Here is a 14922-nt window from a genome sequence, read left to right on the forward strand (position 1 = left end):
GTTAGCCCTTGGCGTTCCAGTAGGCGATGGTTGCCGCTTTGGCTTCCTTGACGTATTCCTCAGCGGAGACCTTGCCCAAGAAGAGTTTGTCGAACGTGGGGTTGAAGCCCTTGTCGATGACGTCGCTCGAGACACCGTCGGTGGGCAGCCTCGTCTCGTTGTCGGCAAGGATAGCGGCAACGTCGGCCAGCTGCTTAGGCGCGTCTACGTCGGGACGGGCCGCCAGGTTGTTGGCGTCGGTGGAGATGCCGGACATGCGGTCTTTGTTGCTGAAGTACGCGATGAACTGCTTCGCCTCATCCTGGTGTGCGGCCTTCTTGGGGACCGTGAAGCCGAAGAGCAAGGTGTCATTGGCTGTGCTGGCGTTGGTGGCGGTGCTGGGGAAATTGAACGCGCCGTAGTCAAAGCCTTCTGCTGCGTACTTTGCAGTCTCAGCCGGAGCCCAGCTGCCCATCAAGAAGTACAGGGCCTTGTTGGCGGCCCAAGCATTCTGCTGTTCGGGGTACTTGGACGCGTCGTAGCCCTTGATGATGTAACCCTTGGTAACCAATTCCTGGATCTGCTGGGCTGACTTGAGGACTGCTGCGTCATCCCACGCTGCGCCGGTCTTGTCTTCCATCAGCTTCTGGAACGCGCCGTCGCCCATGTTGCGATTGATCAGGTAATCGAACCAGTAGCTGTTGGCCCACGTGGCATCGCCATCGGCTGCGATGCAGCCCATCTTGGCGTCTACGGCTTTCTGGCAGTTGGCCAACAGCTCATCCCACGTTGTGGGGGCTTTGGGCGCGACAGCATTGGCCTTGTTGTAGAACACCGACACGTTGGATACCGAGTACGGCACCATGTAGTTCTTCACCTCTCCGCCGTAACTGGGCAAGATATCGAAGTACTTCGACGGAATCACATCGGCAACTGTGTGTTCTTCCTCGCCGGGAATCTTGGTCGACAGCACCGAGGAGAGGTCTGCGGCCTGGTTCGTTGCCGCCAGTGCCGGACCAATCTTGTCGTACGCCTGATCCACCAGATCAGGAACGTCTCCGGAGAGCAGCCCGGTCGTCACCTTTTCTAGAACCTTGCGGCCTTGCCACTGGACATCGACTTTGATGCCGGTGTCTTTTTCAAAAGACTCAAGCGATGTCTTCAACACCGCCGCCTGGGGCTCTGTCTCGGTCCACATGGACCAGTAAGTTAGGGATTTTGCACCGTCATCCGGCGATGCCGAAGTGGTGGTGCAGCCGGATGCCGCAAAAGCGACGGAGGTAGCCAGGATGGCACCAGTGGCAATCTTGAGCCACGCATTGGGGTGAGTCATGAGCGTTCCTTACGAATGGTCCGATGTGATTGACGCCCGGGTTGGAAGCCGATCTGGCGCTGTGTGAGTCTAATCACAGGAATCTGTTACTTGTCAATTGAATTTACATAAAATTCATCCCATGTCGTAACTCCGCGGGATTATTTCGCATATTTTCGCTTGAATACCGGGACTGAGGATTGCTGGTGTAAAGATAGTTGACAAGAATTTGATCTGATGGCACATTGAAGGCAAAGTCCGTAGCGCCCATTGCCTGGCGCTTGATTGGTAGGCCATTGCCACCAATGAGCCCTGACCACTCGGAGAAACATGAAGATTACCAAGATCGAAACCTTCCAGGTCCCTCCCCGGTGGCTGTTTCTGCGGATGGAAACAGATGAGGGAGTCGTTGGCTGGGGTGAACCAGTTGTTGAGGGGCGGGCAGATAGCGTGGCCGCGGCCGTCGCCGAGATGTCCGACTACCTCATTGGCCAAGATGCCTCGCGGATCGAAGATCACTGGCAGGTTCTGACCAAGGGCGGTTTCTACCGTGGGGGCCCAGTCTTTTCCAGCGCCGTCGCCGGCATCGACCAGGCTTTGTGGGATATCAAGGGCAAGGCGCTGGGCGTCCCGGTGTATGAGTTGCTTGGTGGCGCAGTCCGGGACAAGGTGCGCATGTACACGTGGATTCACGGTGACCGTCCGGAAGAGTTGGCCGAGTCCACACGGATTGCCATGGCTGCTGGCTTCGACGCAGTGAAGTTCTGCCCGGCGACAAAGGTGGCCCCGCTGGACACGGCTGCTTCTATTCGGAGCATGGTCAACAATCTGGCGGCTGTGCGAGAGGCAGGAGGTGAGTCCCTCGATATTGCCTTGGACTTCCATGGCAGGTTCACCCCTGCCATGTCGCGGCGAGTATTGCCGTTGATGGAGGAATTCCTGCCCATGTTTGCCGAAGAAGTGGTGGTCCCGGAACTGTCCGCCGATCTGGGTCTCATCACGCAGGCGACCTCCATCCCAATAGCCACCGGTGAAAGGCTCTACTCCCGTTGGGACTTCAGAACAGTGCTGGGCAACGGCGTGAGCGTGGTTCAGCCTGACCTCAGTCATGCCGGCGGCATCTCCGAGGTTCGACGGATCGCCGCGATGGCCGAGACCTACGGTGCACTGCTGGCACCGCACTGCCCTTTGGGACCGATCGCCTTGGCTGCCAGTCTGCAAGTGGATATCGCCAGCCCCAACTTCCTGATACAGGAACAGAGCCGCGGCGCAGAATATACCCAAGGTCCCGATCTGTTCGACTACCTTGTGGACCCGGTCGTCTTTGACATGGGCACCGGCTACATTAACCGCCCGCTGGCCGCTGGGCTCGGCATTGAGATTGACGAGGACAAGGTCCGGTTCGAAGCCGAGACACCACACCACTGGCGCAATGCCATCTGGCGCCAGGACGACAACTCCTTCCTCGAATGGTGAAGGCGGCAACGGCCCAATTTGTGGCCGCTCCGGCAGGGGTATTATGTGCCGAGCTAGGTGAAACGCCGCGGCTAGATGAGCGGACCGGGGAACTCATCTGGACCGACATCACCGCTGGCATGGTTCATTTTGGCGACGTAAATGGCGATGGAATTGAGCTAGTACGGAGCCTGAACGTTGGTGCGATGTCCGGCCCCGTGACGCCATTGCCTGAGGCCGGCGCAGGCTGGATCATGGCCAAAGAAGGCGGCATTGCCCACCTTGCCCAGGATGGCACAGTCGCCATCTTGGCTGCCCCCGAAGCCGGCCACCCCACTGCCTTCAACGACGGCGTCGCCGACCCCGCCGGAAATCTGTGGGCCGGATCCATGGGCCGCAACGGAATCCTGGGCGCGGGGCGGCTTTGGTGTTTTGACACAAACGGGAGCGCCACCGTCGCACTGGAGGGCATCGGGATCTCCAACGGCCTGGACTTCACAGCCGACGGCCGCACCGCCTACTACGTCGATACCACTACCGGCACCTTGGAAAGGTTGGACATCGGCCCGGCTGGCACCATCACCGGCAGGCACTGCATTGTCACTTTTCTTCCAGGGGAGGGTGACCCCGACGGACTGGTCCTCGACGATGAAGGATGCATCTGGGTGGCGATGTGGGACGGCTGGGCTGTGCGCCGTTACTCGCCCGGTGGCGAGCTGCTCGCCGTCGTCAGTGTCCCGGTAGCGCGGCCAACAGCTGTGTGTTTTGCTGGCGGCTTGCTGGTCATCACTACCTGCAGCGGGTGGCTGCCCGAGGATTGGAAGCAAAACCAGCCCGACGCCGGGCGGCTTTTCACCGCCCGCGTGGGAGCGAGCGGACCGCCTGCCCGCTCCTACCGTGGACCGCTGGCGATTGCACTACCAAGCGAAGGGGAAAACGGATGAGCGGCCAGATGACCGAAGCAAAGACCGATGCGCTGACCGACAAGCGACGAATCGACGTGATGACGTTGGGGGAGACCATGGCCGTAGTGGCTCCGGCACGCCCGGAGCCACTGGAAATGGCGGCGGATTTCATCCTCGGTACGGCAGGCGCTGAATCCAATGTTGCCCAGTACCTCGCCGAACGCGGACACAAGGTTGCCTGGGCCAGCCGGGTGGGGGATGACGCGCTCGGTCGGCGGCTGGCCAAAGAACTTGCTGGCCGGGGGATTGACCTCTCTTATCTGCTCATTGACCCGGACTCGTCCACGGGCGTGATGTTCAAGGATCCCGGGACCGGCGCAACGAAGGTGCAGTATTACCGTGCCAATTCGGCGGCCTCCTTAATGGGGCCGGAACTGGCAGACACGCTGCCCTGGCATCAGCTGGGCCTGCTGCACCTCTCCGGAATCACACCGGCGCTCTCACCCAGCTGCCGCGCCATGATGCAGGCCTTGTTTTCCCGCGCGGCACAGGAAAACGTCCCCGTGTCCTTTGATATCAATTTTCGAGAAGCACTGTGGCCGGCTTCGGTGGCTGCGCCGGTGCTTTTGAAACTCGCCCAGCAAGCCGACTTTCTCTTCGTGGGCCTTGATGAGGCGCAGGCGTTGTGGCCGAATTTGGTGTTCGCCAGTGATGTCAGGGCACTTATTGACAGGCCCAAGCACCTCATCGTCAAGGACGGGGCAGTGGGGGCCACCGAATATGACGGGTTGCAGCTTACCTTTGTGCCGGCAGCTCGCGTGGACGTGGTGGAAGCCGTGGGTGCCGGCGATGCCTTCGCCGCCGGATACCTTTCCTCCATGCTCGACGGCGGCAGGCCCACCCAGCGCTTGGGCCGGGGTCATGAGTTTGCTGGCCGGGCCTTGCGTAGTATCAGTGATTTTCAAGCGATGAATGGAACGGTGGCCAACAATGGGCAATGATTACTTCGATGACATGTTTTCCGCAACCCCCGTCATGGCCATTCTGCGGGGGATGGGAACTGAACGCACCCTGAAAGTTGCGCATCTCGCGTGGGATGCCGGGATCAAGTCCGTGGAGATTCCCATCCAAACTCCATCGGATTTGGCCTCTCTGCGAGCCGTGGCAGCGGCAGGGCGAGAGCGGGGTTTCCCCGTAGGTGCCGGGACTATCGTCACTTCCGAGCATGTTGTGCAAGCGCTTGACTGCGGAGCCGCGTTTGCTGTGAGTCCCGGCACCGATCGGCTGGTCATGGAAGCCTGCCGCGAGGCGGGGCTGCCGCAGCTGCCGGGCGTTGCAACTGCCAGTGACATCCAGGTAGCTATCTCTATGGGGGCGAGCTGGGTCAAAGCCTTCCCCGCATCCGTGCTGGGCCCGGCATGGCTCAAGGCGATGGCTGGACCGTTCCCCACGATGAATTTTGTGGCGACAGGGGGCATTGACGCCGACAATGCGACTGCGTTCCTCAAGGCCGGGGCGAAGGTGGTCGCGGTGGGATCAGCTCTAGAAGACCCCCTCCAGCTCGAGCTCCTGGCCCGGTATGGTGACGGGCCGTTTGACATGTCCGGAGCGGAACTGGAAGATTCAACAAATGCATACTAAAGGCGGTGCTTTGAAGGGGTTGCGCACCAACAACAGGCGACAGGTGTTGGAGCTCCTTCTCAACGAAGGCCCCATGCACAGGGCCGAGCTGGCCCGGCGCATGAAAACCTCACGAACCACCATCACCAACATCACCAATGAGCTGTTGGAACGTGAAGTTGTGCTCAACCGCGCCCCAGACCAGGACACCAGCGGTCATGGGCATGAACTGGTGGCCATCAACCCGAGTGCAGGCTACAGTCTGGGCCTGGACTTCACCCTCGATCAGGTGGCAATCAATGTCTCCGATTTGGCCAGCAGCACAGTAGTACAGACCTCCTTCGCTGTTGACCCGGCCGACACTGCCGAGTCCAGAGTGGCCGCTGCGGCCGTCATCGTGCGCCAGCTGCTTTCCCGTGCAGGTATAGATGATGCGAACATCGTCGGCATGGGCGTTGGTGTGCCGGGGCAGATCGACAGGCGAACGTACAAGGTGGGTGGCTCCATCCCCGGCCAGGCGTGGTCCTTGGTAGATGTTCGAACCACCTTGGCGAACCACCTGCCGTTTCCTATCTTTTTGGAAAACAACTCACGGTTGGAAGGCTTCGCCGAACAACAATGGGGCGCCGGCAAAGACAGCGAAAACATGCTGTACCTGAACTTTTCCAGCGGCGTTGGTCTGGCCTTGTTTGATGCTGGGCACCTCTACCGCGGCAGCATTGGAGCAGCTGGCGAAGTGGGACACATGTCTACGGACATCAATGGTCCGGCTTGTCCGTGCGGAAATCGTGGTTGCCTCGTCCTGCGCACTGGAACGGCTCATGTTCTTTCGCTGCTGCGTCCAGCTCTTGGTGCCACAGCGACTTGGGATGATGTGCTCCAGGAAACCGGTGCGGGCAACCCCACCTGCCTGTCGGTACTGTCCGAGATCGGTACCATGGCTGGCCGTTTTCTTGCCGGTATCTCGAATCTGCTGGACCCGGAACTCATGGTCATTGGCGGTGAGCTGGCCCAAACAGGGGAACCGTTCATGGGCCCGTTAACCACGGCCTTGAAACTTCATACCCTGCCCCTGACCAGCTCGCATTTGAGTGTGGTCCAAGCCGTGCTCCCGCCGGGAGCCAGCACGGGAGCCCGTGGTGGTGCGGCCCTGGCGCTACGCGAAATGGCGGGTACTTCAGCTATTGACAAACTCGGGGCTATATAGGGCCTTTGAGGCAAATATAATCTGCTTGAAAATTATTCATTCCGTGAGGAGTAATTCTTTTTAAGCTAGTTGATGCGAGATTGAAATCGCAGCAAAAAGAATATTATTAGAATGGGCTATTGTCGCGCCCTGAATGGCGCGGAGACGTGTTTTAGCTGAGGGAGTTCTGTCTTATATTTGCAGTGACAATTGAATTATTACATGGCGCTGGAAATGCGTTATTCAAGCCAAAAACCGCATAGATTCGGGGCTATATCGGAGGCCACGACATCGCTTTCAGGACGCGTCGTCTCCGGTGCGACTAGTTGTGCCATTTTTTAATTACGGGAATATGAATCGGCTGGAAATTAACATTAACAAAGTTGCCAAATAGTATTGCGAGTCACATCAGGTGTGTGCTTTGATTGGTTTCATTGATCGAAAGAAACTTAATGTCTCATATTCTAAAAGAATGTGAGGCGCCATATATTCAGTGGCGCTCTGCTCTTGTCTTTTTGGCGCCATCGCTTTTGATCACATCAAACTCACTGTCCTGGACTGGGCACGTTTACGGCCCAGCGCCTCGTCACTTCAAAGGAGATCCCCATGGAAAAAACATCTGATCAGTCGCGACTTGGCCAAGGGAAGGTCGTTGGGCGCCGCGCGTTTGTTGGCGCTGCCGGCATGGTCGCCCTTGCTGGCGTTACCGCCTCCAAGGCAGTAGCGAGTCCCTCCGGAACGAGCATCCAAGACGGCGCCAAACTTGTTTGGAGCGAACATTTTGACGGCGAGGCACTCAATCAAGACCTCTGGGAGTACGAGCTCGGAAACATCCGTGGCAATGAGCAGGAGCACTACTCGAGCAGCCAAGAAAACGTCCGGGTCAAGGACGGTCAGCTAGTTATTGCCGTCACCGACAGGCCCGTGGAAGATCAGTATCGCAATACCGCCAGGCACGGTGCAAAAGCGCGCCTGGTCAAGTACAACTCAGGCAGCATCCGAACCCATGCCAAGAAAGACTTCCTTTACGGAAAGCTCGAGGTCCGGGTCCGCCTTCCCAAAGGCAAAGGCGCATTCCCTGCCATTTGGATGCTGGGACACGAGTTCCATCTTGACGGACGCATCGCCACTTCGCAGGGGACAGGCTGGCCAAGCTGTGGGGAGTTGGACGTTGTGGAATTGATTGGAGCCCCAACTGCCAGCAGGGCCAGCCAAGGCGAAATCGCCTCCTCAGGCGTGAGCAATCGCAAAATCTATGGCACCCCGCACTTCGCCTACAGTCGGGGCGATGCTGACGGAGACGGCAGTTACAGCCCCCAAACATTGGGTGGAGCGGCCGTGATTGGCTCGGATTTCAACGACGACTTTCATGTGTTCGGAATTAACCGGACGCCGGAGAAGCTCGAGTGGCTTCTTGATGGGCAGGTATACAAGACCCTTGTCTTTACCGACCCTGACCCAGTGGAAAACGAGCGTCGGAAAGCTGCAGCGGCGGGCATGCTCCGCCCCATGTACCTGCAAATAAACCTCGCCACAGGAGGCAACTGGGCTGGCGACGCCGGTGACTACTTGGCCCAGGACGGGACAGAATTGGTCGTTGACTGGGTACAGTACTCACAAACTGACGCGCAGAAGGCATCCGATCAGGCCTACTATGCCGCACTTCCTGTTATCAGCGGCGTAGCTGATATTGCCATCCGTCAGGGGCAGCAGGTGAACCTCGCCGAACATGTGTCTGTTAACCGGGCCGGATACGAGGTTGTCTGGTCAGTCAATGACACCCCCATGTTCGTCAATGGCGGCGTCACGGGTGGGCGGAATGAGGTTCGCGTTGTTGCCAGCAGCAAGGGCTCACCGCAGACCACAGCAGACTTGCCCGTCGGTGTGTACTCGGTCTACTACACTGCTCTTCCCGTTGGCACAGATTTGGGTACAGCCTACAAGTTGGCGCCAACCATTCCCACCAGACGCGCAAAGGCAACTCTTGCAGTTCTGCCGGCTGCTGGTCTAACTGGTAACCCGCACGCCGCTGTTGCGAGTGTCAAAGTGCCGACTGGCTGGACTTTCAGCAAGCCGTCCCAGAAATTGAATCGCGAAATCAGTTTCGATGTGACGTTCGTTAACCCATTGGATGGCAGCGTTCCGTCGGCAAAACGCCTGCCGGTGGACTTCACCATCCCGAGGGATGCCATCACCTGGCGATGATCTGACGCGAAGTGTCGCCGTCATCGGCCAAAGCTCACGGGGCCTAGAAACTGATGGCCTCGTGAGCTTTGAACGAACTGCTCCCCGAAATGTGGGCTGGATATTTCATGTCCTGGCTTTCGGGGAGCTTTTCGCGCATCTCTCGGCAAGCGCGATGCGAAGCGTCAACTCGCTCGGCACCCCTAACTTCGCCTTACAGGGAACGGATGCTCCACTGGGCGCTGTGGCTTCCCCAGCAGGCAAAACGATGAGGTCAAGCTGCGAGTGGAAAACATCAGGAGGGCAGGTCATGGGTTCCACAGCCAACCCGATGCGATGGTTTTGCTTCTCGGGACGATCTGCTGTGTGTATTTGGACCCAGGGGCAGCTAGCATCCCAGCTCATGACTGTGCCACCGCCGTCGGCGGCCTCGAGGCGGACTTGGGCTACGCCGTCGTCCGTTCGACGCAGATCCGTGAAGGCATGATCGATCTCCACGTCACCGATTTTCCGTGACTGGCGAAAATCGAACCGCGGGTGCGCCTCCACCGCGGCGGTGTGTGTGGGGATCAGCCTGTCAGGGGTGATTTCAAGGACGCTGGCGGCGGGCAGCAGCAACTGCCAGTCATCAAGCGTTCTTTGATGGATGAATTCCAGATTAACTAGAAGCTGCCGATTCCGTTGCCGATCAGGATGAACCCGAACACAACGAGCAGCAGGCCGGTCATGACTGAATGGTTCACCTGCAGCCACTCCATGACGGCGCGCAGTGGCACAGCCACCTTGCGCGGAGCCACGAGGTAGGCCGTAACGGGCACCAGCACCGTCAAGGAGGCCAGGACGATGTACGCGAGCATGGCCCAAATTTCGGCACCCGGCTCCAGGGCAGCGGCACCGATGGCGACACCCGCTGCGGCAGTAATGGCAAAGTTCTTGGGGTTGGCGGCCGAGAGAGTCAGCCCCATGACCACGCTCCGCCTTGGTGAGTAGCTGCTGGCGGAGGCCATCCAACGGGGGAGGGGCCCGGCGTCGTTCTTCACAAAGCGCTTGGTGAACTTCCGTGCTGCCATGACCAGTAGGAAGGCGCCCAGGAGGATCCGCAGGACGCCCGCCACTGGGCCCGGGTCGGAGCCGGTGCCGTCAAGGAGGTCAAAGGCGAAGGTTAGGACGGAGACGATCACCGCGAGCCCCGCCACCCAGCCGCCCAGGAACGCCAATCCGTTGACGCGCGGTCGGGCCGATCCAAGAAGTAGCACAATCATGATGACGGGAAAGGGGCTCAGGGCCACGCCCAAGCTGAGAGGGAGGATACTTCCTATGACGTCGTTCATGGCGACTTTCCGTGGTCTAGTGAGGTGCCCAAAGTCTTTCACAGGACGGAGGGGCGCCAAGGCATGGGGAGTAGCCCCCGTCGATCAGTGAGGTGACTGGCTAGAGGGTCAAAAGTAATCGCATGAAAGTCAATATTGGGTGGAGATGATGCTGGAATTTCTTGGGGCCGATATTGACGATCTCCGAGCGTTTGCTGCAGATCTGCCCGTGACCACTGACAAGATTTTGCACGCCAGCATTGTTGCCAAATGAATGCCCGGTCTGCAGTATATTCAATCCTCGCCACACACCTGCTGGGCCTGCCCTTGATGTCAGCCTGCGGCGCTGTTCCCGGGCCAGAACCCACCACCACAAGGGACTCCACCATGAGTACTGACCAAGCCTGCACGGGAACCGGTCACTATAGGGTTATTCCATCCGCAGTGGGGCCGTTTCCCGGTCTTCCCCAGTCCTCTCTTGGGGCTGGATACACTCCTCAGAGGGGACTCGTGGGAACCAAAGCTGATGCCGATGCGCCCACCGTCAGCGTCATGGTGTGGGCGGATGAGCCCAAACCGTCCGTCGATGAAACGTTCAGGAACCTGGCCATTGAGTAAGAATTGTCTTTCAGGGGGTACATGTTGATGGTGACCTCAATTTGCTCCGACACCGCCCACTTCGATCTGGTGTCCCAAGCTGAATAGTAAGTACGACGGCGGCTGGTGAGGTGGCGCCAACTCGCCAGCGGCCGTCGTGGTTCAGTTAGAGCAGTTCTTTGCGCAGCTCTGCAGCCGACTTGGGGGAGAGTAGTCCGGGGGCCACGTCGAACACGGTTTTGGCGCCGAACTGGCCCGTAGAGTTCATTCGGTGCACGGCGCGGGCGTAGGCCACCAGCACGCTGGAGGTGAATTCCGGGTTGCTCTCCAGCGCTAGGGAATACTCGATGACCTGAGCGTGTCCGTCCGTGGTGTTCCCGCTGCGAATGACAAAACCGCCGTGCGGCATGGCTGCGTGATCGCGGGCCAATTCCTCGGCAGTAATGACGTTGACGGTGGTGTGGTACTGGTCAAAGTAGTGCGGCATGCCCACGATCTCGGCGCGCACGGCATCCTCGGAAGCGCCGTCTTCGAGCACCACGAAGCACTCGCGCGTGTGCTTCTGGCGTGTGGTCAGCTCGGGGCGCGAGCCGCTACGGACCTGCTCAATGGCGGTCTGGGACGGCAGCGTGTACTGCACGCCGCCAGCCACCCCATCCACGCGCCGGATAGCGTCCGAGTGGCCCTGGCTCAGCCCGCGGCCCCAGAACGTATAGGTGTCGCCGTCGGGCAGGAGCGCCTCGCCGTAGACACGGTTGATGGAGAACATTCCAGGGTCCCAACCAGCGGAAATTAGCGCGGTCTTGTAGTTGGCCAGCGCGGGTGCATCCACGGCGGAGAAGTACTCCGGGATACGGGCGTGGGTGTCGAAACTGTCCACTGTGTTAAATAGTGCAGCCAGCGCGGGGCCCTGATCTGGCAGGTCCGACTTTGAGCCGCCGCACAGAATCAGCACATCAATATCGCCAGCGTGTCCGGCCAGCTCGTCCATGGAGAACACCGGGGTGTCCGCATGCAGCGACATCAGGTCAGAGGGGTTGCGGCGTGTGTAAATACCCACAAGCGCCATGTCCGTGTTCTTGGCAATTGCCGCCTCGACTCCGCGACCCAAATTTCCGTAGCCTGCAATTCCAATGCGAATTGGCGCGCTCATGTGCTCTCCATCCAATCGTTGATCGGCAGCAGCCCACGAGGCGGCTGCTGCCTCCAACCCACTAGGGTACCGTCTGCCGCCGAGACGACGAATCGGTAGATGCGCTGAATACGAGTACTTGAGCAAAATTCGAGGCTGACGTCTGGTGGCTAGGGAAGCGATGACTTCTAAGGCCGGATGAGCTCCTGTTCCAAGAACTCTAAAGTCATACTCCAGGCAGCGAGTGCTGGTCCTTCTCTATATACGGTGGCATTGGTGTCGTTGAAGAAGGCATGCCCAGCCTCCGGGAACACGGTGGGCCGGAAGTCGACGTGGGCCTGATGCATCTTGGCGGTGAGCTCCGGCAGAGCATCCATGAGCGCGGTGTCGTTGGCCCCGTAGAAAGCGAGGATTGGGCAACTTATGCTGGCGAGGTCTTCGGGCGAGTAATTGGCATGGCCATAGAACGGGACTGCCGCTGCGAGTCGAGGTTCTGCCGCCGCCAAAGAGAATGCGTAGGTCCCGCCAAAACAGAATCCCACAACGGCTGTCCGGTCCATGCCCTCTGATGTTGCGTTCAAATAGTCAAAGACCGCAGCAACGCCTGCTTTAGTTCTTGCAGCCATTTCCGGGGAGTTCATCGGAGCTGTAGCCTCGCGGATGAGGGGCTGCACCTCCGCCCGGGCCGCAGGATCCGCGCGGCGTTCACCCAATTCGGCTAGCAGTACCGCATCCAGGCCCGCCAAGCCCATCAGATCGGGAGCTACAGCGAGGTAACCAGCGGCGGCAAATCTGTCTGCAATATCCCGCGTGTGCGGATTTAGCCCCCAAATCTCATGAATCACCAGCACCGCACCCCGGGCCTGGCCCTGAGGCTCCGAACGGTATCCCTGAAATCCCTGCCCCGCCGCCACAAAATCGATCATCGTTCCCATGCCCTAAGACTGGCACGCGCAGAGGTGAGTGGCCAGAGGAACATTCTGCAGCCGAGCGCAAGGTGAGGATGCTGACCGAGGCCCCGTACCGCCGTCGTACTTCTCAAACGAAAGGACGACGGCGGCACGCGCCACCGCGGGCCCCTCCGCTGCCGGTAAACTGGGCGTGGGTGTTTTCCGTGCCCCATCTCCCGCAACAAAAGGACCACACCCATGAGCTTGATCCGCCTCAATGACGTTTCCGTGCGCTTCGACAAGGTTCAGGTGCTGCGCGAGGCGTTCTTCAAACTCGAGGCGGGGGACCGGGTGGGCCTGATCGGGCGCAACGGCTCCGGAAAGTCCACGCTGCTCAAGCTCGTCATGGACCAAGTTGAGCCGGATACCGGAACTGTCAGCGTGGAACTCGGCACCAAAATTGGTTACTTCTCGCAGTTCTCAGAGTTGAACGGCGAGCAAACCATCCTCGAAGTGCTCGAAGAAGTCTTTGCGCACGTTAAGGAGATCGAGGCCGAGCTTGCGGAGATTGACGCAGCGCTCGCCGTCGATCAGTCCGAATCTGAGATGGACCGGCTCATTCACCGCCAATCGGAGCTTTTTTCCGATATGGACCGGTTGGACGGCTGGGACTATCAGCGCTCCATTGACAAGGTTCTGACCACGCTCGGCTTCAATCAGGCCCACCGCGTGTGCGCCATCGATGAGTTGTCCGGCGGCTGGCGAAACCGTGCAGCCCTGGCCAAGATCCTGCTTGAGGCACCCGATGTCCTGCTGCTCGATGAGCCCACCAACTACCTTGACGTGGCCGGCGTGGAATGGCTCGAGAGCTGGTTCAAGAACTTCAAGGGTGCTGCCCTGATCGTCTCGCACGATAGGAAGTTCCTGGATGCGGTGGTCACACGCATCGTCGAGGTTGAAAACTTCCACCTGCACGAATACCCCGGCAACTTTGGCGAATATGTGGTGGCCAAGCAGTTCCGCCTCAAGTCCCTGGAAAGCCAGTTCATGCACGAATCTGAGCTACTGGCCTTTGAAGCCGAAGGAATTTCTGATCGCCGCGAGGCCACGAAGGCTGCCTCCAAGGGGCTCGATTCCAAGCTTTCCAAGATTAAGAAGTCGCGCGCACCGCGTCCCGTGGACAAGATCATCACCGAGATTTACAGCGGACTACACGTCAAGGATGTGCTGTGCCGGGTCGAATCACTGACCAAGTCTTACGGTGACCGCACGCTGTTTAACGACCTCAGCTTTGAGATTCGCCGAGGCAACCGGATTGTGGTCTTGGGATCAAACGGCTCGGGAAAGTCCACGCTGCTGCGCGCCCTCACAGGCGAAGAACCTGCCGATTCCGGATATGTCACCTGGGCCAAGGGCGGCGGGCTCATCTCCTACAACCTGATTCTTGACGAGCTGGACCCCGAGGACACCGTCACCCACGCCGTCAACGCCATGCCGGACAGCCTGGCCTTGACGGCCACCAAGAAGTCCGTCAACCGTTTCCTTGCCATGTTCCAGTTCTCCGAGGCTGATCTCAAGCAGCGCATCGGCAACCTTTCCGGTGGGCAGCGCGCCCGCGTCGCCATGGCCCAGTGTCTGCTTTCCGGTGCCTCAGTTTTGGTGCTTGATGAGCCTACTAACCACCTCGATATGTCGAGCACGCAGGTCATGGAACGAGCGCTGCTGCACTTCCCGGGAGCCGTCCTCGTGGTCAGCCACGACCGTTTCTTCACAGACAAGATCGCCAATCGCCGCCTTGTATTCAACCCCGAGGTTCCCGGCGAAGTCGTGGTCCTCGGCGGGCACTAAATTAAGTAGGGAGCGGGGCCCTTCGTCTGTTCCTTCCTTTTCCCTTGAACCGTTGTTGTCCTGTGATGGACGACGGCGGTTCTTGCGTTAATCTCTTCTCCGCTGGCTGTGCTTTGTGCGTGGGATGGGGACGGGACGGGGTGGCTGGGTTTGGGTGGGTCAGGCTGGCTCGGTTTGGGGCGGGCTTGGGTGGCTGGTTGCTGCGGAATGGGCCGGGGTGGCGGGTTGGGTGGGGCGGGCTGGGCCGTGTTGGGATTGGGCAGGCTGGGTTGGCGGCTTGGTTCTGCCCCGGTGGGTTGCTTGGGCCGGGTGGTTCTGCCTGCAGTGTGGGCTGGCCTGGTGCGATGCGATGGTTTGGACGTTCTCTAAAACCCCACGCAAACCTTCTTTAGAGCACTTTCACACCACACTTGTTAGAAGTTACTTTCTAGTAAGTATTGCGGTTAAGTATCGGTATGTTTAGGCTTGTTGTATGAGTATTCGGGAGGTGTTCCCCGGGGACCG

12 protein-coding genes are annotated in these 14922 nt (G+C 59.3%); 7 read left to right on the forward strand and 5 right to left on the reverse strand.

All coding sequences use genetic code 11. The features are described 5' to 3' along the window. Window position 1: 1 nt before the first annotated feature. Window positions 2-1312 carry an ABC transporter substrate-binding protein gene (locus tag CXQ93_RS10115; protein ID WP_104110259.1) on the reverse strand — a complete coding sequence of 437 codons (1311 nt, stop codon included), beginning with the start codon at window positions 1310-1312 and terminating at the stop codon, window positions 2-4. Between the two features lie 309 nt (window positions 1313-1621). Between CXQ93_RS10115 and dgoD the strand changes: the two genes are divergently transcribed. The 6 genes from dgoD to CXQ93_RS10145 all read left to right on the forward strand — a co-directional run bounded on the left by dgoD (window position 1622) and on the right by CXQ93_RS10145 (window position 8662). Then, on the forward strand, window positions 1622-2767 hold the full coding sequence (dgoD, locus tag CXQ93_RS10120) for a galactonate dehydratase (protein ID WP_104110260.1): 1146 nt from the start codon (window positions 1622-1624) through the stop codon (window positions 2765-2767). After that, a complete protein-coding gene (locus CXQ93_RS10125) occupies window positions 2761-3690 on the forward strand; it encodes an SMP-30/gluconolactonase/LRE family protein (RefSeq protein ID WP_104110261.1) in 930 nt (309 codons plus the stop codon). The genes dgoD and CXQ93_RS10125 overlap by 7 nt, the downstream gene beginning before the upstream one ends. Beyond that, complete coding sequence (locus CXQ93_RS10130) at window positions 3687-4652, forward strand: sugar kinase (protein WP_258068786.1); 966 nt, start codon at window positions 3687-3689, stop codon at window positions 4650-4652. Before CXQ93_RS10125 ends, CXQ93_RS10130 begins: the two co-directional genes overlap by 4 nt. Next, window positions 4642-5292, forward strand: coding sequence for a bifunctional 4-hydroxy-2-oxoglutarate aldolase/2-dehydro-3-deoxy-phosphogluconate aldolase (locus CXQ93_RS10135; RefSeq protein ID WP_104110262.1), 651 nt, complete (start codon window positions 4642-4644; stop codon window positions 5290-5292). The genes CXQ93_RS10130 and CXQ93_RS10135 overlap by 11 nt, the downstream gene beginning before the upstream one ends. Continuing rightward, window positions 5282-6478, forward strand: coding sequence for an ROK family transcriptional regulator (locus tag CXQ93_RS10140; protein ID WP_181036109.1), 1197 nt, complete (start codon window positions 5282-5284; stop codon window positions 6476-6478). The genes CXQ93_RS10135 and CXQ93_RS10140 overlap by 11 nt, the downstream gene beginning before the upstream one ends. 585 nt (window positions 6479-7063) lie before the next feature. After that, the gene (locus CXQ93_RS10145) at window positions 7064-8662 is read left to right on the forward strand and encodes a family 16 glycosylhydrolase (RefSeq protein WP_104110264.1); all 1599 of its coding nucleotides are present in this window, start codon (window positions 7064-7066) and stop codon (window positions 8660-8662) included. A 105-nt stretch (window positions 8663-8767) separates the two neighbouring features. Here the strand turns inward: CXQ93_RS10145 and CXQ93_RS10150 are convergent, their stop codons facing one another. From CXQ93_RS10150 to CXQ93_RS10165, 4 genes are all read right to left on the reverse strand, one after another. Beyond that, window positions 8768-9394 carry a hypothetical protein gene (locus CXQ93_RS10150; RefSeq protein WP_104110265.1) on the reverse strand — a complete coding sequence of 209 codons (627 nt, stop codon included), beginning with the start codon at window positions 9392-9394 and terminating at the stop codon, window positions 8768-8770. After that, window positions 9304-9972: a GAP family protein gene (locus tag CXQ93_RS10155; protein WP_104110266.1), complete on the reverse strand. Its 669-nt coding sequence runs from the start codon at window positions 9970-9972 to the stop codon at window positions 9304-9306. Before CXQ93_RS10155 ends, CXQ93_RS10150 begins: the two co-directional genes overlap by 91 nt. A gap of 742 nt (window positions 9973-10714) precedes the next feature. Beyond that, complete coding sequence (locus CXQ93_RS10160) at window positions 10715-11701, reverse strand: diaminopimelate dehydrogenase (RefSeq protein WP_104110267.1); 987 nt, start codon at window positions 11699-11701, stop codon at window positions 10715-10717. A gap of 167 nt (window positions 11702-11868) precedes the next feature. Continuing rightward, window positions 11869-12615, reverse strand: a complete 747-nt coding sequence (locus tag CXQ93_RS10165) for a dienelactone hydrolase family protein (RefSeq protein ID WP_258068787.1) — start codon at window positions 12613-12615, stop codon at window positions 11869-11871. 213 nt (window positions 12616-12828) lie between these two features. Between CXQ93_RS10165 and CXQ93_RS10170 the strand changes: the two genes are divergently transcribed. Then, window positions 12829-14418 (forward strand): ABC-F family ATP-binding cassette domain-containing protein, encoded by a 1590-nt coding sequence (locus tag CXQ93_RS10170; protein WP_104110269.1) that lies wholly within the window; start codon window positions 12829-12831, stop codon window positions 14416-14418. The last annotated feature ends 504 nt before the right edge of the window (window positions 14419-14922 follow it).

This window comes from Arthrobacter sp. N199823 (assembly GCF_002929705.1).
Classification (GTDB): Bacteria; Actinomycetota; Actinomycetes; order Actinomycetales; family Micrococcaceae; genus Specibacter.

Excerpts from the sequence above, each read along its gene's own strand:
- CXQ93_RS10115 (WP_104110259.1), bottom strand. The coding sequence starts at position 1,312 with ATGACTCACCCCAATGCGTGGCTCAAGATTGCCACTGGTGCCATCCTG.
- dgoD (WP_104110260.1), top strand. The coding sequence starts at position 1,622 with ATGAAGATTACCAAGATCGAAACCTTCCAGGTCCCTCCCCGGTGGCTG.
- CXQ93_RS10125 (WP_104110261.1), top strand. The coding sequence starts at position 2,761 with ATGGTGAAGGCGGCAACGGCCCAATTTGTGGCCGCTCCGGCAGGGGTA.
- CXQ93_RS10130 (WP_258068786.1), top strand. The coding sequence starts at position 3,687 with ATGAGCGGCCAGATGACCGAAGCAAAGACCGATGCGCTGACCGACAAG.
- CXQ93_RS10135 (WP_104110262.1), top strand. The coding sequence starts at position 4,642 with ATGGGCAATGATTACTTCGATGACATGTTTTCCGCAACCCCCGTCATG.
- CXQ93_RS10140 (WP_181036109.1), top strand. The coding sequence starts at position 5,282 with ATGCATACTAAAGGCGGTGCTTTGAAGGGGTTGCGCACCAACAACAGG.
- CXQ93_RS10145 (WP_104110264.1), top strand. The coding sequence starts at position 7,064 with ATGGAAAAAACATCTGATCAGTCGCGACTTGGCCAAGGGAAGGTCGTT.
- CXQ93_RS10155 (WP_104110266.1), bottom strand. The coding sequence starts at position 9,972 with ATGAACGACGTCATAGGAAGTATCCTCCCTCTCAGCTTGGGCGTGGCC.
- CXQ93_RS10160 (WP_104110267.1), bottom strand. The coding sequence starts at position 11,701 with ATGAGCGCGCCAATTCGCATTGGAATTGCAGGCTACGGAAATTTGGGT.
- CXQ93_RS10165 (WP_258068787.1), bottom strand. The coding sequence starts at position 12,615 with ATGGGAACGATGATCGATTTTGTGGCGGCGGGGCAGGGATTTCAGGGA.
- CXQ93_RS10170 (WP_104110269.1), top strand. The coding sequence starts at position 12,829 with ATGAGCTTGATCCGCCTCAATGACGTTTCCGTGCGCTTCGACAAGGTT.